This window comes from Proteus sp. PR00208, assembly GCF_016238545.1.
Taxonomy (GTDB): domain Bacteria; phylum Pseudomonadota; class Gammaproteobacteria; order Enterobacterales; family Enterobacteriaceae; genus Proteus.
In genome coordinates this window covers 35092-51590 of sequence record NZ_JAEHQE010000008.1, presented here as the reverse complement: position 1 = coordinate 51590, position 16499 = coordinate 35092, and the positions used below count along the sequence as shown (strand labels likewise).

The following is a 16499-nucleotide window of genomic DNA, read 5'->3' as shown; positions in this document are numbered from 1 at the left end:
TTAAATTAAAAGTTTTGTCTTAGGGGTTGATGATGAATATTTATTAATATAAATTGAATATAAATTGAATAACAGGATATCGCTCTATGAACCCTTTTTATCAAAAATCATTCTTACGTTTGCTTGATTTTTCACCTGTGGAAATTCAGCAACTGCTTACACTGTCAACGCAATTGAAAAAAGCCAAAAAATCAGGTCAAGAAACTCAATATCTTACTGGAAAAAATATCGCACTGATTTTTGAAAAAGACTCAACACGTACCCGTTGTGCGTTTGAAGTTGCTGCATTTGATCAAGGCGCAAGAGTGACTTATTTAGGAGGAGGAAGCCAAATTGGGCATAAAGAATCGATAAAAGATACCGCTCGAGTATTAGGTCGTATGTATGATGGTATTCAGTATCGGGGTTACGGGCAAAAAACGGTAGATGCACTTGCACAATATTCAGGTGTACCTGTTTGGAATGGTTTAACCAATGAATTTCACCCAACACAGCTACTAGCAGATTTACTCACTATCACTGAACATCAAACTAAACCGTTATCAGAAACTGTGTTTGCTTACCTTGGTGACGCTCGTAATAACATGGGAAATACCATGCTGGAAGCGGCAGCATTAACAGGTATGGATTTACGTTTAGTTGCCCCTAAAGCATGTTGGCCAGAAGCAGGTTTAGTTGCTCAATGCCAAGAAATTGCAACAAAAAATGGTGGAAAAATCACACTCACTGAAAATGTCGCTGAAGGCGTTAAAAATGCAGATTTTCTTTACACTGACGTGTGGGTTTCTATGGGTGAACCGAAAGAGGTTTGGAAAGAGCGTATTGCTTTACTCAAGCCTTATCAGGTCAATATGGATGTTATAAAATTAACTGGAAATACAGATGTTAAATTCCTTCACTGTTTACCCGCTTTTCATGATGAAGAAACAACGATGGGTAAAGCATTAGCTGAAGAATTTAACCTATATGGTGGTTTTGAAGTCACTGATGAGGTTTTTGAATCAAAACACAGCATTGTGTTTGATGAAGCAGAAAATCGTCTTCACACCATAAAAGCAGTGATGGTCGCTACCCTTGCAAATCCTTTCTAAAATACATAATCATGCAAAACACCTATTTTTTATTTATCAAAAAATAGGTGTTTTCTTTGTTTTATCCCAAGCTTATTGATTTTTAAATCAAAAAAAAATTTTTAGAAAAAAACAAAAGCAAACGCTTGCGTGCAAATCTAAGATGCGTATAATGCGCCACAATTTGTCAGGAGGAAAGATGAAACAGCGCCTATTCCAATTTGTTACTAAAACAAGCACCTTAACTGGTCGCAAGCGCATTCTCTTTTTTCCAATAGCCCAATTTTTTAAAACCCCTCTTATTGAGGGGTTTTTTTTGGCCTGTAAAAAACCACTTATCGCACAATTCATCGCTAAAGGAGAACTCAAATGACTAATCCGCTCTACCAAAAGCATATTATCTCCATCAATGATCTGGACAGGGAAGATTTGGAAGCTGTTCTTCACGTTGCTAATAAATTAAAACAGCAACCTAATAACGAATTGTTAAAAGATAAAGTGATTGCGAGTTGCTTTTTTGAAGCATCAACACGTACTCGCCTATCATTTGAAACTGCGATTCATCGCCTAGGCGCATCTGTTGTCGGTTTTTCTGATGGAAGCAACACTTCACTGGGTAAAAAAGGTGAAACTTTAGCGGATACCATTTCGGTTCTTCGCACTTATGCTGATGCCATTGTTATTCGCCATCCTCAAGAAGGTGCAGCGCGTTTAGCTTCTGAGTTTGCTGGCGATATTCCAGTACTTAATGCGGGTGATGGCGCAAACCAACATCCAACACAAACTTTACTGGATTTGTTTACCATTCAAGAGACACAGGGTCGTTTAGATAATCTTAATATCGCGATGGTCGGTGACTTAAAATATGGCAGAACAGTTCACTCACTAGCACAAGCATTAGCGAAATTTAAAGGTAATCATCTCTATTTTATCGCCCCTAAAGTACTCGCTATGCCAGAGCATATTCTTCACTTACTGGAAGAGAATGGTGTTGAATATAGCCAGCATGAAACAGTAGATGAAGTCATGCCTGAGCTGGATATTCTCTATATGACTCGTGTACAGAAAGAGCGTTTAGATCCATCTGAGTATGCGAATGTGAAAGCACAATTTATCTTAACCAGTGCAGATCTTGTGAATGTGAAAGATAACCTCAAGATCCTACACCCACTGCCACGTATTGATGAAATCACTACTGATGTAGATAAAACACCTTACGCTTACTACTTCCAACAAGCGGGCAATGGTATCTACGCACGCCAGGCATTACTTGCCTTAGTTCTGAATAAAAACTTAGTTCTTTAATAAGGAGCACACCATGACACATGATCACAAACTAAAAGTTGAAGCTATCAAACGTGGGACTGTTATTGATCATATTCCAGCGCAGGTGGGCTTTAAAATTCTTTCACTGTTTCGTTTAACTGAAACTGATGAAAGAATAACAGTGGGTTTTAATTTACCTTCAGAAAATTTAGGTAAAAAAGACTTAATTAAAATTGAGAATGTCTTTTTAACCCCAGAACAAGCAAACCGTTTAGCAATGTATGCACCGCAAGCAACGGTAAATATTATCGATGATTATCAAGTGATTAATAAGATGGCATTAAGCTTACCTGAATTACTTGAAGATGTGGTGCCTTGCCCGAACAGCAACTGTATTAGCCATAACGAGCCAGTACAAAGTAGTTTCCGTGTGAAAAAACTGGCCTCAGATGTTGTATTAACCTGCAAATACTGTGAAAAAGAGTTCGAACGCCATGCGGTAATTCGTTAATTCTTTTAACTATCTGCTCGAAAGGGCAGATAGTTTTTCGATAAAAAATAGATTTATACTCGGTCGGCAGCAGTATTAGGTAATAACGTTTCTAGCGAGCGTTTCACTTCAGGTATGTCATAAAACACGGTATACCATATAGACCAAAAATTAGTTTTTGCGCAATCCATTACTTCATCTAACGTTTGATAGCCATTAACATAATGCTTCTTAATTATATTCGCCATTTTGAATACATCCCTCCGCCCAAGACATAAAGGCTTTTGAGGTTGTTCTGAATCATCTAAACAAACAAGCTCAATAGTATTTTGTACTTGCCTTTTAAGGGAGGTAGTGAGGTTTAAAGCGGGTTCTACCCTGCCATCTATATGATATTTCAATAAATGATATGTATTATGTTCATCAGGCCAAACATATCCTATTCTTGATTCATTCTTATTGTTTTTAAAATCTCGATTACAGCGAGGACATCCTAAAATAAGATTAGTCCATTCAAGCTTAAGTGCAGCATTGTGTGATGTAGGAACAACGTGCTCTACATCAACTTTATTCTTACATTCACAATACGAACAATAATTTCCATATGCATCAATCAAATGAGATAAATAGCTTTTATATTGAGTGACTGTATTTCCTGTATATTGAGGACGAGATATAGGGCGCATATTTATTTCTTCTCACTTTTTCTTCTTTCAGCTCGCATTAATGCAACCCAGGCAGGATTATCACCAAAAGAAGACTCTATCTCATCCAACCGTTGGGAAATACGTTGAACTTCGGCATCATTCAGCGATTTTCCTTGTTTAAGTAATCTATAATAGTTATCCGATATTTCAACTTGTTCATTAAATAAAGCACTGCGCTGAACATTTTCCATTCCCATTATATCTTCTGCAATATCTTCAATACTCAGTTCTTGATCTAAAAGCGCATTACGCATTACATCATCTTTATCTAAATCAATGAGTTTACCATTTTTAACTGATTGAATAATAAAAGGAGAATGAGTAGAAACAATAAATTGAATATTTGGAAAAACACTGATTAATCGAGGTAAAAACTCACGTTGCCACTCAGGGTGAAGATGAAGATCAATCTCATCAATAAGGATGATCCCTTCTGTATTTAAAGGATTTTGAGAAAAAGGATTGGCCTCGGCAATCCGAGAAGCTATATCCATCACCATTGCTAATGTTGTACGATAACCATCGCTGAGTTGCTCAATTCTTAATGGTTGAATAACCTTTTTCCCACCTTCCATTCTCTCCCAATCGACCATAATACCTGCGGGTACAGCGGATCGGATATTGCTGAATTGAGGAAGGAGCTTTTGTATTGCTAACCGTATCGCACTAAGCTCAGGTAATTCAATATCAAAAGAACGCTCTTGTTTTTGTAACCTTGATTCTTTTTCTTCTAATTGATAAAAATATTGTACAAAACGCTTAAAATTAGTTCGGCTTTCTAACGAACCATCAAACGCTTCAAATCTTGAAAAATGTTTACTGAAAGCCCTTTTCCGTAATGGTATATCAAATACACCTCGGCCTGTTCCATAATAGATAAAAATAGGTAAAGTGTATGGTGCTTCTTCATTGTGTGCATTGATATATTTATCGACGTGTTCATTTAATGATTTAAGGCCAACGCCTGCAGGAATAGCCTTTAACGTCTTTTTGGCTTGATCTCTTCGCTCAGTTCTATCCCAAATTATGCCATCCATACTTTCACAACGGATACGCATAAAAGGGGGATGCAATCCTTCTTGATTAACCAGAAAATCTGTTTTTTTAAAACTCAATCCTTTTACTTTAGGTAGGCGGGTTAAAAAAGAACCAAGAGAAAGGGCTATAGCATCAAGTAATGTTGATTTTCCTGCACCATTGCGAGCAATAAGTACTGTTAAATGAGGGTCAAAGGTTGTTTCAAGATATTCAAAACAACGAAAATTAGTTAACGCTATTTTAGCTATTTTCATAAACACCTTCTTTTCTCTAAATCAAATACTCTAGCCTATATTCACTTACCAAAGATTATATCAAATCTATTCTTTAACATAGATAATTTGTTGTTTTTTATTAAATATTAATAGCTGCAATCTAAAACAATCATCTATCAAAATAATATCTTCTTTATTGTGATTATTTATAGATACACTTTTTCAAAAAGACATAAACTTTTTAAGCAAAAAAGAATAATTCCTCTCTAAAAGCATAAATGGGATATTTTTGAAAAATGAAATTTATATATAATTCATTTTTTATGAAAAATTTTTCTATAAAAAGCCCATTTATTCAGGTAAAAACACACATTAAAATGAAGTAATTACATGAGTTCGTTTTCTTTTTATAATTGCAGACTTTATGATAAAGCCTGACATCTGTCATATTGCTAACCTAAAGCACTGGCTATAATAGCGCCACACTAATCGAATGTTAGCGTTAATCTTATAAAAACAGGAGTTCTACATGTCTTACGAAATTAATACCGATAAAGCCCCTGCTGCAATCGGCCCTTATGTACAAGGTGTTGATTTAGGTAACTTAGTGATCACTTCAGGTCAATTACCTGTTGATCCTGCAACCGGTGAATTTGTTTCTGATAATGCCGCAGAGCAAGCTCGTCAATCTTTAGAAAACGTAAAAGCAATCATTGAAAAAGCGGGTTTAACCGTTGCTAACATCATCAAGACTACTGTTTTCGTAAAAGATTTAAATGATTTTGGTACAATCAATGCGGCTTATGAAGCGTTCTTTAAAGAGCATAATGCCGCATTCCCAGCTCGCTCATGTGTTGAAGTTGCACGTTTACCAAAAGATGCAAAAGTAGAAATCGAAGTTATCGCTATCCGTTAATTTCGTCTCAATAATGAGTCATAAAAAAGCAAAGGTCTCTTAATGAGCACTTTGCTTTTTTTATGTTCTCACTTTTTGATGAATAATTTATCACTTCTGTTTTTGGCACATATTTACAATTCGGCTAATCCCTCTTGATACCTGACGTAGCAAAAATACCTTGATATAGATCAGTTTTAATGAAGATTATTTCCCTTCCAATAACTATATATTGTGCTTTAATACATACCGACCTACAACATATAGTAATTATACACATCTTATCCACAATAAGCCTGAATGCTGTGCCATCACCTGTTTTTATGGGATTTGAGCCTGTGGATAAATAGTTAAGGAGCAAGATTGTGAAAACCATAGTGATAAAACGAGACGGATGTAAAGTCTCTTTTGACCAAACCCGCATCAGCGATGCTATCAAAAGAGCCGCCGTAGCTTGTGAGATCACTGATGATGATTATTGCGATTCTGTCGCGCAATCCGTTTCACAATCTCTCGCAGGACGTTCGAATGTCGATATCCGTGAGATCCAAGACGCCGTAGAAAATCAGCTGATGGCTGGCGAACATAAAGATGTCGCCAGAGCCTACATTGAATACCGTCATGACCGAGATGTTGCTCGTGAGCAACGTGGAAGACTAACTCAGGAAATCCGAGGTCTTATCGAACAAAGTGATGTCTCTATTCTTCATGAAAATGCGAATAAAGACAGTAAGGTTATCCCTACCCAGCGTGATTTACTTGCGGGTATTGTGGCTAAACATTACGCAAAATTGCATATCCTGCCAAGAGATGTGGTACTCGCTCATGAGCGTGGTGAAATTCATTATCATGATCTCGATTATTCACCGTTTTTCCCTATGTTTAACTGTATGCTAATTGACCTTAAGGGCATGTTAAACAATGGCTTTAAAATGGGAAATGCGGAAATAGAACCCCCTAAATCTATTTCAACAGCAACAGCAGTAACTGCACAAATTATCGCACAAGTGGCAAGCCATATTTATGGCGGTACAACGATAAATCGTATCGATGAAGTATTAGCGCCATTTGTAAAAGCAAGTTATGACAAACACTATAAAGTGGCAGAAGAATGGCAAATTGCTGACAAAGAAGCCTATGCCACTGCACGCACTGAAAAAGAGTGTTACGACGCATTCCAATCTTTAGAGTATGAAGTCAATACGCTGCATACGGCTAATGGACAAACCCCATTTGTCACTTTTGGCTTTGGTCTTGGTACATCAAAAGAAGCGCGTTTAATTCAACGCTCTATTCTTGAAAACCGTATGGCAGGTTTAGGTAAAAACCGTAAAACGGCTGTTTTCCCTAAACTCGTTTTTGCCATTAAAGATGGCTTAAACCATAAGTTTGGTGATCCTAATTACGATATCAAACAACTTGCTCTTGAATGCGCAAGTAAACGCATGTATCCCGATATCTTAAATTACGATCAAGTTGTGAAAGTGACGGGATCATTTAAAACTCCAATGGGTTGCCGTAGTTTCTTAGGTGTTTACGAAGAAAATGGCGAAATGATCCACGAGGGGCGTAATAACCTTGGCGTTATCAGCCTGAATCTACCGCGTATTGCTATTGAAGCTCAAGGTGATGAAGCGACATTCTGGTCACTACTTGATGACCGCCTTGAATTAGCGAAAAAAGCGCTGATGACACGTATTGCTCGTTTAGAAAACGTCAAAGCGCGTGTTGCCCCTATCCTTTATATGGAAGGTGCTTGCGGTGTTCGCTTGAAAGCAGATGATAATGTGGCTGAAATCTTTAAAAATGGTAGAGCCTCAATTTCTCTTGGTTATATTGGTGTTCATGAAACCATTAATGCACTGTTTGGTACTCAAAAACACGTTTTTGACGACGAAACCTTAAGAGAAAAAGCGGTAGCGATTATTAATCGTCTACGTGAAGCCACAGATCAATGGAAAGCTGAAACAGGTTATGGCTTTAGCCTTTATAGCACACCAAGCGAAAACTTATGTGACCGTTTCTGTCGTTTAGATGCCGCAGAGTTCGGTATTCTTCCTGGTGTTACCGACAAAGGTTATTACACCAACAGCTTCCACTTAGATGTTGAGAAAAAAGTAAACCCATACGACAAACTGGATTTTGAAGCGCCTTATCCTCCATTAGCAAGTGGCGGTTTTATCTGCTATGGCGAATATCCAAACTTACAGCATAACCTTAAAGCGTTAGAGGATGTGTGGGACTATAGCTATACCCGAGTTCCTTACTATGGAACAAACACTCCAATAGACGAATGTTACGACTGTGGTTATACCGGTGAATTCTCTTGCACCAGTAAAGGCTTTACTTGCCCGCGTTGTGGTAATCACAACCCTGCTAGAGTCTCTGTTATTCGCCGTGTGTGTGGATATTTAGGTAGCCCCGATTCACGTCCATTTAATGCGGGTAAACAGGAAGAAGTTAAACGTCGAGTTAAACATCTGGCAAATGGTCAGTTAGGCTAACAGAGTGAATTATCATCAATATTATCCTGTTGATGTGGTAAATGGTCCTGGTACTCGTTGCACCCTGTTTGTTGCAGGGTGCATACACCAATGCCGAGGCTGTTATAACAAATCAACGTGGTCATTAACGTCGGGCAAGCCATTTACACAAGAAGTGGAAGATCAGATCATTGCTGATCTTCAAGACAGTCGGATTAAACGACAAGGATTATCACTTTCAGGTGGAGATCCACTACACCCTCAAAATCTTTCTGCTATATTAAAATTGGTAAAACGCGTTAAAACGGAATGCCCTGAGAAAGATATTTGGGTTTGGACTGGCTACTTACTGGCTGACTTAACCCCAGAGCAGCAAGAAGTCGTTAACTTTATTAACGTACTGATTGATGGGAAGTTCGTACAAGAACTTTATGATCCCGCATTACTGTGGCGTGGTAGTAGTAATCAGGTGATCCATAAATTGAAGTAATACACATTGAATTAAATTAACTGGAGGATGTATGCCTTTAAGTGATAATAAATATGTAAGCTTTTCTGAAGATCATGAACTGAACTACCATTTAAAAAAATGGGGTAAAAAGCAGTCTAAAGCGAATCGAGAACAACTCGTGAAGCTAGGCACCGAATTGAAAAAGAAACTCGGTGCTAAACATCTCCAGCATACTGAAATAGATGCTGAGATAGAAAAAAATCTTTCATCATTTGAGTAATCCCTAAAAGCCCATTTATATAATGGGCTTTTTTCTTACCATTCTTACTTAATCACTCCTGTTATCAAATGCGAATCATTTTCAAAAAAGATGGTCAAAGTGATTAGTTTTGTTTTATTATTAACGCTCTTGACTATTCTTTTTATGATGATATTTGATATGAAATTAGCACTCTTCCCTTTATTTTCAATGATTTTACTTTCGGGTTGCAGTAGTACTTGGGAACCCAAAGGCGCATCAGATTACACATTACAAGAAGCAAAGCTAATTTGTGATCTCGATGCCAATACTCGTTACCCTATCCGCAAAGAAGTGCTACAACGTACTGTTTATCGTGATGTACAAAGAACGTGTCGTAAAGATGATAAAGACCATTGTGGTGATAAAAAAACCTACACTGAACGCGTACCAATGACAGAAAGTTATGTTGAGGACATTAATCAAGAAGACAGAAGAACCTTCTATACTTCATGTATGTCTTTAAAAGGGTGGGAACAGAAAAATCATTATTTTTGGGAATAAAAGAAATTTGAGAAAAATAATCAGCTTAATCGCGTTGCCAATACAGCTTAGTCCCAAAACCTAACTGATTATTGACCATCTTAATTTCTTGTAATTGTAATTCCCATAAAGGCACATGGATGGCGGCTAATGCGACAGGAAAGTGTAAACAATAATGTTTTCTTGCGTTGATGTCGTCCTTACCTGCCAGTAAAGCAACAGAACCCGTGAATTGAATACCTTGTAGATCGGATACTGCAATTTCTTGCGTACTAATACTTCCTGCAACTAATAAATTTTCCTGCATCATTTGAGCATGACGCGTTTTCTTTTCAGAAAGAAAAACAAGCCTCATCTGGCTTTCATCGAACCAATAAAAACAATTTGCACACCAAACATCACCTAATGAACGAGTTGTACATAAGGTAAACACATGGTTATCTCGAATGTATTGTTTAATTATTTTGATCGAGTCTAAAGAAGACATAATACACCTGTATAGATACAAAAAGAGACGCTGTTTAGCTGATAATTATATCATCAAAACGAGCGTCTTACCGCGTGTCTCTTATTACAGGTTATTTATCGAAAATAATTAAAATTAACGATAAATTTCAGCATTTACAGTGAGGTAATCGTCACCTGTTGCGCCAACAACTTTAAAGCCTTTTGCACCTTCATCTTTTGCAATTTGAGCAATTTTAGTGGTTAAACCATCTAAAGTATCGCTACCTGTGATTGTGATATACTCACCATTAACAAAAGGGCTTTTTGATACGCTATCAGATGCGATTGAACCGAATGAAATAGCACTTAAAGCTAATGTTGCAGCGATTAATGTAGATTTTTTCATAATAAACTCCAATTAAATTCTAATTTTGTTAGGTATCGCGGAGTGTCTCTCTGTGATATGGATCATACTATGCGCTTTAATTTAACTTTAAAATTAGCAATAATTGCTGTTCATTTTCAAAAAAATTGAATGTCATTTCATAAATAACAAAGCATTCTGTCACAAATATTTCACAACATATTGATATATCTAATAGATTTCATTTTGATAAAACGATAAATTACTCAATTCAAAAATTAAGAAATATTATTTATCAAAAAAAAAGTAGCACGAAAAGGAAAAAATGATGGCTGATACAGTGTGGTCACTCTATATTGTCAGAAATCGTCTTGGCTATCTTTATACAGGGATAACGACAAACGTTGAGCGACGCTTTACTCAACACCAGAATGGAACCGGTGCTAAAGCACTGAAAGGAAAAGGACCTTTATTATTAGAGTTTCATTGCCAAATAGGCTCTCGGCAACGTGCTTCTCAACTGGAATACCAATTAAAACAATTGAAGAAAACGCAAAAAGAAAAGCTGATCAAAGACCAGCCTTCAGACATTGCGTTGTATTTAACACGATAGACAATCTGTTCGATTAAACCTCATCAAATAATGGCGAGAAATTCACTAAACCATGAATATTTTCAACATTACCATTATCGAGAGCATAGAACTGAAATGCCTCTTCGGTGTCAGGCCATTTGCAATGTAACCCTTGTGATTTTGCAGGAATAAAGCCTGATTTTTGATAGTACTCTGGCTCACCTAATACCACCACAGCGCCATAACCAAATTCATTTAGGCTATCTAACCCTTCATTAATCAGTTGGCGTCCAATACCTTGGTTCTGGAAATCAGGTGCAACAGCAAGAGGCGCAAGCCCTACCCATTGGCAATCGACACCATCAACATCAACGGGTGTAAAGCCAATGTAACCCATAACGTGGCCTTCATCATCGACTGCGACCATACCTAATGTCAGCAGTCCCTCTTCTCGTAAATGTCCCACTAAATCAGCTTCTGCACCTGTAGGAAACGCTTGACGTAAAAGGTTATCAATAGCTGGAATATCAACGGGAATTTCAACACGTATTAGCATGAAGTTGAGCTCAGTTCATGGCTGTGTAGAGTGTCTTCGGTTTCTTCTTGAAGCCCACTTTTTACAAACTCAGCCAGTTGTAATAAACCAAAACGCAACACAGATGGCATTGAGTCTAATTCAATTGCGTCCATCAGGTTCTTAACATATAACCCGAGTTCTGTATCACCCTCAATTTGTAGACGGCGTTGGAAAAATAAGGTGTCAGGATCTTCTTTGCGCGCAGCAATTAAAATAAGATCATTTGCATTTCCACTAAAGCTGACATCTTCTTTTTCTAAGCGACTGACCACTAATTTATCATCACAAACACTGATAAACCACTGTAAATGTAAGTCTCTTATCTCAACTTTTAGCCATTTATTTTCTAGAAAGTGCAAATCGCCTTCCGCTAAAGATTCACGAAATTGCCAGCTTAAAAACTGTTCTAAAATATCGCGTTGCAGAGCAAATGGGGTAACTTGTAAAGGGTAACGTAAAAAACGAGGTCCCTCTTTAACCAAATGGGTACGAATTTTGTTAAACACGTTCGGACTCCTATAAATAAAATTACGGGCTATTGTGCCAGATATAGACAGATATTCTGCGATCCTATATCAATATTCGGTTAATCCGTTGCTCACATTTTGTGTTCTTTGATTTTACTTAAGCAAAAAACGAAGTTCTCTGCCCTAAATCAAAACCTTTTTTTATCCTGCTCATTACAATTTCTGATCATTCTTAATTTCTAAAGGGAAGTGAAGATGGAATTGCTGTGCCCAGCGGGTAATTTACCTGCCTTAAAAGCGGCCATAGATAATGGTGCGGATGCCGTTTATATCGGCTTAAAAGATGATACTAATGCAAGACATTTTGCTGGTTTAAATTTCACAGAAAAGAAGTTACAAGAAGCGGTTAATTATGTTCATCGCCACCAGCGAAAATTGCATATTGCAATAAACACCTTTGCTCACCCTGATGGATTTGAACGCTGGCAAAAAGCCGTTGATATGGCGGCATCTTTAGGGGCTGATGCTCTTATCTTGGCGGATATCGCCATGTTAGAGTACGCTGCAGAGCGTTATCCTCATATTGAACGTCATGTTTCAGTACAAGCCTCAGCAACCAATACACAAGCTATTGAGTTTTATCAACGTAACTTCGATGTGGCTCGTATTGTTCTTCCTCGTGTTCTATCTATTCATCAAGTCAAACAATTAGCACAAACTAGCCCTGTACCTTTAGAAGTTTTTGCCTTTGGCAGTTTATGTATTATGGCTGAAGGTAGATGCTATCTCTCTTCTTATTTAACAGGTGAATCGCCAAATACGGTAGGTGCTTGCTCTCCTGCACGTTTTGTACGTTGGCAACAAACACCACAAGGGATGGAATCTCGCCTTAATGATGTCTTGATAGACCGCTATTCACCTGATGAAAATGCAGGCTACCCAACACTGTGTAAAGGTCGCTATTTTGTTGATGATCACTGTTATCACGCATTAGAAGAGCCTACGAGCCTCAATACTCTTTCACTCTTACCTGAATTAATGGCGATGAATATTGCGTCAGTTAAAATTGAAGGTCGTCAACGTAGCCCTGCCTATGTGACAGAAGTGGCGAGAGTTTGGCGTGCAGCCATTGATCAATGTAAGAAAGATCCTCAAGGTTTTAGTACTAATCCACGTTGGATGAACGCGCTAGGAAAGATTTCAGAAGGAACACAAACAACACTGGGTGCTTATCACCGTAAATGGCAATAATAAGGATACGAAAATGAAATATGCATTAGGATCTGTACTTTATTATTGGCAAAAAGAGACACTTGAAGCGTTCTACGAAAAAGCAAAACAATGCGACGCTGATATTATTTATTTAGGCGAAACAGTTTGCAGTAAACGCCGAGAAACCAAACCTCAAGATTGGATAAACCTCGCCAAAGAAGTCGCTAAAAGTGGCAAACAAGTGGTTCTTTCTACCTTAGCGTTATTACAAGCACCTTCTGAATTGAAAGAAATTGCTAAGCTGGTTGATAACGGTGAGTTTTTAGTTGAAGCACATGATTTTGGCGTGATTAATATGCTTTACGAGCGCAATCTTCCTTTTGTTGCAGGCCACGGGCTTAACTGCTACAACGCTTATGCACTACGTTTGTTGCATAAACAAGGCATGATGCGTTGGTGTATGCCTGTTGAGCTTTCTCGCGAGTGGTTAAATAATCTTTTAAATCAATGTGAAAAATTAGGCATTCGCAATAAGTTTGAAGTTGAAGTATTGGCTTATGGGCATCTTCCTCTCGCTTATTCAGCACGTTGTTTTACTGCGCGTTCTGAAAATCGCTCTAAAGATGATTGTGAAACCTGTTGTCAAAAATACCCTCAAGGCCGTGAAGTATTATCACAAGAAAATCAGCGAGTGTTTGTGCTTAATGGCATTCAAACACAAAGTGGTTATTGCTATAACTTGGGTAACGATCAAGCTTCAATGGCAGGTTTAGTGGATATTATTCGCCTTTCACCTGAATCTGACGCTATTTTTGATACCTTGCAACAATTTCGCCAAAATGAGCAAGGTCAACAACCTCTTACAACGATTCATCATCATGACTGTAATGGTTATTGGCGTAAGTTGGCAGGATTAGAATTGGTGAAGTAAAGATATATGATACACTTAACAAAACATTTATAGATCAATTAAATCATTATGGATGTGGTGTAAGCGGTATTATTCCTTGGAGTTACCACGGTCTTTCATTAATAGATATTTCAAAATGGGAACCAAGAAAATTATCAATGGATTGTTGCCACCACATAGTAAATATTATTAGTAAAGATAAGATCTACAATATTGATAAATAAAAGCCCTTAAGGGCTTTTTATTTTGACTCACCACGATGATGTAACCAATGCTTAAACTGATGCGTAATATGTCTTAACTCACCATTACGTAGCATACCCACCAGCACACCTAATACCGTATAAATCACACCTAAAACGAGCATCATCACGATATCACCCAATATACTTTGGAATGACAGCCCCATTTGGTTGATTCCCGCCATGGCGTTTACAGCCCATGTAGAAGGTAATGCAGATGAAATGGCAAATACCCAATCTGGCATTGCTTGTAATGGCCAGATTGTGCCAGAAATATAGAACACTGGTGTTGTCACAAAGGCTAGTGTCAGATAAATCATCTCAACACTGCGTAAGCATTCTGTAATTAACTTACCTAACCCTAAGACCGCCAATAAGAATGGGAAAGTCAGCATCCAAATCTGGTAAAGCGGCGCTTCCTGGCGGTAACCCAATACCCACGGCCACAATGCAAAGAATACCGCAGATAAAAATAACCAAATCGGAATAAGTGCAGATAATGCCCCTAGATAAACCGCTAAAGGTGGCTTTCCTTTCGGGGTACTTCTCACCGCGATACTGACGCGGACACAAGCTATTAGAAGTGAGTGCTGTAATAGCATCACTAATAAGCCAGGGAAAATAATCGCAGCAAAACTTACCCCAGGGTTATACATCGCAATGGTTTCGCCTTGAATAGGCTTTAATAGGATTTTTGATTGTTCAACACTAAAGCCTGCATTTCTCAAAATACGTCCATTGTAAGCATCTAATAACTGCTGATAAGCCAACATCAACTCTTGTTGAATTTGCCCGCTAGCCAGACGGTTTGTCGCATCACCAAATACAGGCACAGTAACATCTTTACCATTGAGTAGTTTTTTCTCAAAATCGGTTGGAACAATAATAATGGCAAATAACTCTCGCATAATCATATCGTGGCGAGCTTCATCTAAATTATCGTAATTCTTGATACTTAGTTTTGGTGTGGAGTTTAATGCGCGGATCAGTGAATAACTTGCGGGACTGTGATCTTGATTGATAACAGCCACAGGAAGATCCCACAGTACAGGCTTGGCATAAACCAAACTCATAATGCACAGAGAAACAATAAGTAACATCCACATGGGTTTTTCTAACATACCCAATAGAACACGCTTAAAGGTTTGGAAATACATTTGCATCATGCAACACCTACCTGTAATTCCAATCGTTTAAAAATACGTTTACGAACTAAAAAGGCGATAGCAAAAGGATAAATCAGCAAAAGTGAACACACATATAAAATGCCTTGTAGTGATACTTCTCTTAAGAAGATATCAAACATCGCATTTAAGGCGTGCGTTAATGGTTCTAAGTTAGAGATGATCCTTGCAGGCAATATCATCGAAAGCTCGGGCACAGCCATGCCTGAAAATGCCAATGCGATACTCACCAACATACCTATCATACTGTATGCCGTTATCGCACTATTGGTAAACGCAAAGAGCAGCAACCCCACACTTTGAGCTGCAATAATATAGAAGAATCCCACTAACACCATGTATAGCGGATTACCGTTCACCTTTGCCCCTGAAAAATGCACTAATGCCGCGAGTTCGACAATTAATAAGGTTAAGAAAAACAGCGTATAAGGTGTAAGCTTCCCAATAAGCGCAAAAGTAAAAGGCTTAATATTCAGGAGCATATTTCCTCGTGACAAAGAATAAATAGTACAAGTCACGACGAACAGTTGGAGCATATGGATCGTAGCCGCAAATTGCTGGTAATAAATATAACTCCCGCTGGCATTAAACAAACTGTCATAAGAGAGCGTAACTTTTGCCAATGGTGGAACGGGCTTATTCATCTCTTGCGCTAAAACAGTGCGATATTGCGCATTAAGCTCTGCAATGAGTCCGCTAAAGTCCTGAATCGCATAACTCCCCGCCGCATAATACAATCCGTTGTAATACATCCGTGTGGTCGGTTGCTTTCCTGCTAATACCTTACTTTCAAAGTGTCGAGGGATGGTCAGTATCGCGTAATCTTTTGCGCTACCTAATCGCTCCATTGCTGTGCGAGGATTACCGTCTAGCGTATTTAATTGTGCATGAGAGCCTGCATTTAGGTCTCTAATCAGGGTCCTTGATAATGGACTATTGTCATTATTAATCACGGAAACAGGCAAGTTCAGCAATGTGCCTTCAGAAAAGTTAGCACTAATTAACGTAAACAACATCAATGGAAACAGCCAGCTTAGCCAGTGAAAAACGGGGCTACGAACTGCCATATGAGTTTCTCGTGAAAATGCGCTACTAAAGCCACGCCAAGCTGCCTTTACTCTCATTA

20 protein-coding genes are annotated in these 16499 nt (G+C 38.1%); 12 read left to right on the top strand and 8 right to left on the bottom strand.

The genetic code is table 11. The features are described from left to right. Positions 1-86 precede the first annotated feature (86 nt). The 4 genes from argF (at position 87) to pyrI (ending at position 2847) form a co-directional block, all read left to right on the top strand. A complete protein-coding gene (gene argF / locus JEP36_RS07650) occupies positions 87-1091 on the top strand; it encodes an ornithine carbamoyltransferase (RefSeq protein WP_198620208.1) in 1005 nt (334 codons plus the stop codon). A 178-nt stretch (positions 1092-1269) separates the two neighbouring features. Continuing rightward, positions 1270-1443, top strand: a complete 174-nt coding sequence (locus tag JEP36_RS07645; protein ID WP_162558370.1) for a hypothetical protein — start codon at positions 1270-1272, stop codon at positions 1441-1443. Beyond that, on the top strand, positions 1440-2375 hold the full coding sequence (gene pyrB, locus JEP36_RS07640; protein ID WP_109372663.1) for an aspartate carbamoyltransferase: 936 nt from the start codon (positions 1440-1442) through the stop codon (positions 2373-2375). The genes JEP36_RS07645 and pyrB overlap by 4 nt, the downstream gene beginning before the upstream one ends. A 13-nt stretch (positions 2376-2388) precedes the next feature. After that, positions 2389-2847: an aspartate carbamoyltransferase regulatory subunit gene (pyrI, locus tag JEP36_RS07635; RefSeq protein WP_109372664.1), complete on the top strand. Its 459-nt coding sequence runs from the start codon at positions 2389-2391 to the stop codon at positions 2845-2847. Positions 2848-2900: 53 nt separating this feature from the next. Here the strand turns inward: pyrI and JEP36_RS07630 are convergent, their stop codons facing one another. Both JEP36_RS07630 and JEP36_RS07625 read right to left on the bottom strand, forming a co-directional pair. Continuing rightward, positions 2901-3512, bottom strand: a complete 612-nt coding sequence (locus JEP36_RS07630) for an HNH endonuclease (protein ID WP_198630042.1) — start codon at positions 3510-3512, stop codon at positions 2901-2903. 2 nt (positions 3513-3514) lie between these two features. After that, the gene (locus JEP36_RS07625; protein WP_098941338.1) at positions 3515-4825 is read right to left on the bottom strand and encodes an AAA family ATPase; all 1311 of its coding nucleotides are present in this window, start codon (positions 4823-4825) and stop codon (positions 3515-3517) included. Positions 4826-5315: 490 nt separating this feature from the next. Between JEP36_RS07625 and JEP36_RS07620 the strand changes: the two genes are divergently transcribed. The 5 genes from JEP36_RS07620 (at position 5316) to JEP36_RS07600 (ending at position 9417) form a co-directional block, all read left to right on the top strand. Then, complete coding sequence (locus JEP36_RS07620) at positions 5316-5702, top strand: RidA family protein (RefSeq protein WP_006535650.1); 387 nt, start codon at positions 5316-5318, stop codon at positions 5700-5702. A 344-nt stretch (positions 5703-6046) separates the two neighbouring features. Then, positions 6047-8185 carry an anaerobic ribonucleoside-triphosphate reductase gene (nrdD, locus tag JEP36_RS07615; protein ID WP_198620209.1) on the top strand — a complete coding sequence of 713 codons (2139 nt, stop codon included), beginning with the start codon at positions 6047-6049 and terminating at the stop codon, positions 8183-8185. A gap of 4 nt (positions 8186-8189) precedes the next feature. Further along, on the top strand, positions 8190-8654 hold the full coding sequence (gene nrdG, locus JEP36_RS07610) for an anaerobic ribonucleoside-triphosphate reductase-activating protein (RefSeq protein ID WP_196533539.1): 465 nt from the start codon (positions 8190-8192) through the stop codon (positions 8652-8654). Between the two features lie 31 nt (positions 8655-8685). Then, a complete protein-coding gene (locus JEP36_RS07605; RefSeq protein WP_023583554.1) occupies positions 8686-8895 on the top strand; it encodes a hypothetical protein in 210 nt (69 codons plus the stop codon). Positions 8896-9054: 159 nt separating this feature from the next. Beyond that, positions 9055-9417 carry a hypothetical protein gene (locus JEP36_RS07600; RefSeq protein ID WP_232799445.1) on the top strand — a complete coding sequence of 121 codons (363 nt, stop codon included), beginning with the start codon at positions 9055-9057 and terminating at the stop codon, positions 9415-9417. A 25-nt stretch (positions 9418-9442) separates the two neighbouring features. Here JEP36_RS07600 and JEP36_RS07595 read toward each other — a convergent pair whose 3' ends face one another. Then, positions 9443-9883 carry a YhbP family protein gene (locus JEP36_RS07595; RefSeq protein ID WP_198630041.1) on the bottom strand — a complete coding sequence of 147 codons (441 nt, stop codon included), beginning with the start codon at positions 9881-9883 and terminating at the stop codon, positions 9443-9445. A gap of 114 nt (positions 9884-9997) precedes the next feature. Then, complete coding sequence (locus JEP36_RS07590) at positions 9998-10249, bottom strand: YdgH/BhsA/McbA-like domain containing protein (protein WP_198630040.1); 252 nt, start codon at positions 10247-10249, stop codon at positions 9998-10000. Between the two features lie 286 nt (positions 10250-10535). On the opposite strand from JEP36_RS07590, the gene JEP36_RS07585 reads away from it, so the two are divergent. Next, positions 10536-10820, top strand: a complete 285-nt coding sequence (locus tag JEP36_RS07585; RefSeq protein ID WP_109372668.1) for a GIY-YIG nuclease family protein — start codon at positions 10536-10538, stop codon at positions 10818-10820. Between the two features lie 13 nt (positions 10821-10833). Here the strand turns inward: JEP36_RS07585 and JEP36_RS07580 are convergent, their stop codons facing one another. Beyond that, positions 10834-11337, bottom strand: coding sequence for a GNAT family N-acetyltransferase (locus JEP36_RS07580; protein WP_196533542.1), 504 nt, complete (start codon positions 11335-11337; stop codon positions 10834-10836). Continuing rightward, positions 11331-11864, bottom strand: coding sequence for a ubiquinone anaerobic biosynthesis accessory factor UbiT (gene ubiT, locus JEP36_RS07575; protein WP_109372670.1), 534 nt, complete (start codon positions 11862-11864; stop codon positions 11331-11333). The genes JEP36_RS07580 and ubiT overlap by 7 nt, the downstream gene beginning before the upstream one ends. Before the next feature lie 216 nt (positions 11865-12080). Here ubiT and ubiU point away from each other — a divergent pair, with 216 nt between their 5' ends. Both ubiU and JEP36_RS07565 read left to right on the top strand, forming a co-directional pair. Then, entirely contained in the window at positions 12081-13076 is a 996-nt protein-coding gene (gene ubiU, locus JEP36_RS07570; protein ID WP_088493968.1) for a ubiquinone anaerobic biosynthesis protein UbiU, read from the top strand. A 13-nt stretch (positions 13077-13089) separates the two neighbouring features. After that, positions 13090-13968, top strand: coding sequence for a U32 family peptidase (locus JEP36_RS07565; protein WP_198620211.1), 879 nt, complete (start codon positions 13090-13092; stop codon positions 13966-13968). Positions 13969-14188: 220 nt separating this feature from the next. On the opposite strand, the gene JEP36_RS07560 is transcribed toward JEP36_RS07565, so the two are convergent. Beyond that, positions 14189-15352, bottom strand: a complete 1164-nt coding sequence (locus tag JEP36_RS07560; protein WP_196533589.1) for an ABC transporter permease — start codon at positions 15350-15352, stop codon at positions 14189-14191. After that, positions 15352-16497, bottom strand: a complete 1146-nt coding sequence (locus JEP36_RS07555; protein ID WP_100157966.1) for an ABC transporter permease — start codon at positions 16495-16497, stop codon at positions 15352-15354. The genes JEP36_RS07560 and JEP36_RS07555 overlap by 1 nt, the downstream gene beginning before the upstream one ends. Between the last annotated feature and the right edge of the window lie 2 nt (positions 16498-16499).

What these genes read in the sequence shown, in the direction of transcription:
- argF (WP_198620208.1), top strand. Translation starts at nt 87, where the DNA reads ATGAACCCTTTTTATCAAAAATCATTCTTACGTTTGCTTGATTTTTCA.
- JEP36_RS07645 (WP_162558370.1), top strand. Translation starts at nt 1,270, where the DNA reads ATGAAACAGCGCCTATTCCAATTTGTTACTAAAACAAGCACCTTAACT.
- pyrB (WP_109372663.1), top strand. Translation starts at nt 1,440, where the DNA reads ATGACTAATCCGCTCTACCAAAAGCATATTATCTCCATCAATGATCTG.
- pyrI (WP_109372664.1), top strand. Translation starts at nt 2,389, where the DNA reads ATGACACATGATCACAAACTAAAAGTTGAAGCTATCAAACGTGGGACT.
- JEP36_RS07630 (WP_198630042.1), bottom strand. Translation starts at nt 3,512, where the DNA reads ATGCGCCCTATATCTCGTCCTCAATATACAGGAAATACAGTCACTCAA.
- JEP36_RS07625 (WP_098941338.1), bottom strand. Translation starts at nt 4,825, where the DNA reads ATGAAAATAGCTAAAATAGCGTTAACTAATTTTCGTTGTTTTGAATAT.
- JEP36_RS07620 (WP_006535650.1), top strand. Translation starts at nt 5,316, where the DNA reads ATGTCTTACGAAATTAATACCGATAAAGCCCCTGCTGCAATCGGCCCT.
- JEP36_RS07605 (WP_023583554.1), top strand. Translation starts at nt 8,686, where the DNA reads ATGCCTTTAAGTGATAATAAATATGTAAGCTTTTCTGAAGATCATGAA.
- JEP36_RS07600 (WP_232799445.1), top strand. Translation starts at nt 9,055, where the DNA reads ATGAAATTAGCACTCTTCCCTTTATTTTCAATGATTTTACTTTCGGGT.
- JEP36_RS07595 (WP_198630041.1), bottom strand. Translation starts at nt 9,883, where the DNA reads ATGTCTTCTTTAGACTCGATCAAAATAATTAAACAATACATTCGAGAT.
- JEP36_RS07590 (WP_198630040.1), bottom strand. Translation starts at nt 10,249, where the DNA reads ATGAAAAAATCTACATTAATCGCTGCAACATTAGCTTTAAGTGCTATT.
- JEP36_RS07585 (WP_109372668.1), top strand. Translation starts at nt 10,536, where the DNA reads ATGGCTGATACAGTGTGGTCACTCTATATTGTCAGAAATCGTCTTGGC.
- JEP36_RS07580 (WP_196533542.1), bottom strand. Translation starts at nt 11,337, where the DNA reads ATGCTAATACGTGTTGAAATTCCCGTTGATATTCCAGCTATTGATAAC.
- ubiU (WP_088493968.1), top strand. Translation starts at nt 12,081, where the DNA reads ATGGAATTGCTGTGCCCAGCGGGTAATTTACCTGCCTTAAAAGCGGCC.
- JEP36_RS07565 (WP_198620211.1), top strand. Translation starts at nt 13,090, where the DNA reads ATGAAATATGCATTAGGATCTGTACTTTATTATTGGCAAAAAGAGACA.
- JEP36_RS07560 (WP_196533589.1), bottom strand. Translation starts at nt 15,352, where the DNA reads ATGCAAATGTATTTCCAAACCTTTAAGCGTGTTCTATTGGGTATGTTA.
- JEP36_RS07555 (WP_100157966.1), bottom strand. Translation starts at nt 16,497, where the DNA reads ATGAGAGTAAAGGCAGCTTGGCGTGGCTTTAGTAGCGCATTTTCACGA.